This is a genomic window from Arenibacter sp. 6A1, assembly GCF_012272855.1.
Taxonomy (GTDB): Bacteria; Bacteroidota; Bacteroidia; order Flavobacteriales; family Flavobacteriaceae; genus Arenibacter.
This window is the reverse complement of the sequence record NZ_JAAXCQ010000046.1, coordinates 1-1,460: the sequence shown is the minus strand read 5'-3', so window position 1 is coordinate 1,460 and position 1,460 is coordinate 1. Positions and strand designations below refer to the sequence as shown.

General features: G+C 49.0%; 2 tRNA genes and 1 rRNA gene. All 3 read left to right on the top strand.

The window, feature by feature from the left end:
• Positions 1–938, top strand: a 16S ribosomal RNA gene (locus HCG49_RS18360); the annotation flags it as partial.
• 82 nt (positions 939–1,020) lie between these two features.
• Positions 1,021–1,094: transfer RNA gene (locus tag HCG49_RS18355), tRNA-Ile, on the top strand.
• Positions 1,095–1,205: 111 nt separating this feature from the next.
• Positions 1,206–1,282 (top strand) — tRNA-Ala (locus HCG49_RS18350).
• Positions 1,283–1,460: the final 178 nt, after the last annotated feature.

Below are 1,460 nucleotides of genomic sequence, written 5' to 3'. Positions count from 1 at the left end.
CATTAAGTCAGGGGTGAAAGTTTGCGGCTCAACCGTAAAATTGCCCTTGATACTGGTGGTCTTGAGTTATAGTGAAGTGGCTAGAATATGTAGTGTAGCGGTGAAATGCATAGATATTACATAGAATACCGATTGCGAAGGCAGGTCACTAACTATACACTGACGCTGATGGACGAAAGCGTGGGGAGCGAACAGGATTAGATACCCTGGTAGTCCACGCCGTAAACGATGGATACTAGCTGTTCGGGCGCAAGCCTGAGCGGCCAAGCGAAAGTGATAAGTATCCCACCTGGGGAGTACGTTCGCAAGAATGAAACTCAAAGGAATTGACGGGGGCCCGCACAAGCGGTGGAGCATGTGGTTTAATTCGATGATACGCGAGGAACCTTACCAGGGCTTAAATGTAGTCTGACAGCTTTAGAGATAGAGTTTTCTTCGGACAGATTACAAGGTGCTGCATGGTTGTCGTCAGCTCGTGCCGTGAGGTGTCAGGTTAAGTCCTATAACGAGCGCAACCCCTGCCGTTAGTTGCCAGCATGTTATGATGGGGACTCTAACGGGACTGCCGGTGCAAACCGCGAGGAAGGTGGGGATGACGTCAAATCATCACGGCCCTTACGTCCTGGGCCACACACGTGCTACAATGGCCGGTACAGAGAGCAGCCACGTCGCAAGGCGGAGCGAATCTATAAAACCGGTCACAGTTCGGATCGGGGTCTGCAACTCGACCCCGTGAAGCTGGAATCGCTAGTAATCGGATATCAGCCATGATCCGGTGAATACGTTCCCGGGCCTTGTACACACCGCCCGTCAAGCCATGGAAGCTGGGAGTGCCTGAAGTCCGTCACCGTAAGGAGCGGCCTAGGGCAAGATCGGTAACTAGGGCTAAGTCGTAACAAGGTAGCCGTACCGGAAGGTGCGGCTGGAACACCTCCTTTCTAGAGAATTTGCCATTGAGGGCAATTGATCTGGGCCCGTTTTTTCGATTTCTGTTTTTACTATTACACTAAAACTATAGTGAGTCTCATAGCTCAGCTGGTTAGAGCGCTACACTGATAATGTAGAGGTCGGCAGTTCGAGTCTGCCTGAGACTACTTTTATAAAGAACACACGTTCATTGATTGACAAATTGAAGGAAATTTTAGAGGTTGGGTAGCCGTTATAAGTACTGTTAACGAATTACGGTTAATCAGTCTAAAATAGACGGGGGATTAGCTCAGCTGGCTAGAGCGCCTGCCTTGCACGCAGGAGGTCATCGGTTCGACTCCGATATTCTCCACCACGAATGCTTTTTTGAAGGCATTTTCTAAATTGAAGTTCGAGGAGCAGCTCAGCTACTCCGAGAATATTCAGTTTTGACAACGTTCATTGACATATTGGGACAGAGTGCGTACGGATTTATCCGTATGTACACTGAAGAAACACGAAAATAAAGTAAAGAAAGTACAAGCGAGGGTCCG